The 410-nt window shown below is 66.1% G+C and carries 1 protein-coding gene; it reads right to left on the bottom strand.

Annotated elements, in window-relative coordinates; genetic code table 11:
• Nucleotides 1–28: 28 nt before the first annotated feature.
• Nucleotides 29–410 (bottom strand): MucB/RseB C-terminal domain-containing protein (locus tag RCF13_RS05135; protein ID WP_308140905.1); only part of this gene is annotated, 382 nt, incomplete at its 5' end.

Raw genomic sequence — 410 nt, 5'->3', positions numbered from 1 at the left:
AATCACTTCTTGCCGCAGAGGCCGCCCATTACTTGGAGCCGGCCGCCGGAGCGTTCGCCACGGGTACGTATTCTGTCGCTTGCGCCAATTGTTCCAGCGTCGCCACGGGCACTTCGCCCACGGCCGTCAACCAGTAATCGGCAATGCGCGTGCCATAGACGGTAATCGATCCACGCTGCGCCGCGCCAGGGGGCGGATGATGGCCGCGCTGGCTGTCGTAGGGTTCGATGAACACCGAGATGGCCGCCAGGCCATCGGACAGCACCATCTGATTGACCGTCGCGCCGCGCCCCATCGAGCGCGCCACCTGCATGACGACCGTGAACCCCTTGGGCGCCGGAATGCGCCATCCCAGGGCGCCCAGGTCGACCGTCTTCATGGAGGGCTCGAGCACCTTCCAGTCGCGCGTG

The organism is Stenotrophomonas maltophilia group sp. RNC7 (assembly GCF_030910085.1).
Classification (GTDB): domain Bacteria; phylum Pseudomonadota; class Gammaproteobacteria; order Xanthomonadales; family Xanthomonadaceae; genus Stenotrophomonas; species Stenotrophomonas sepilia.
This window is presented reverse-complemented; position numbering and strand designations above follow the sequence as displayed.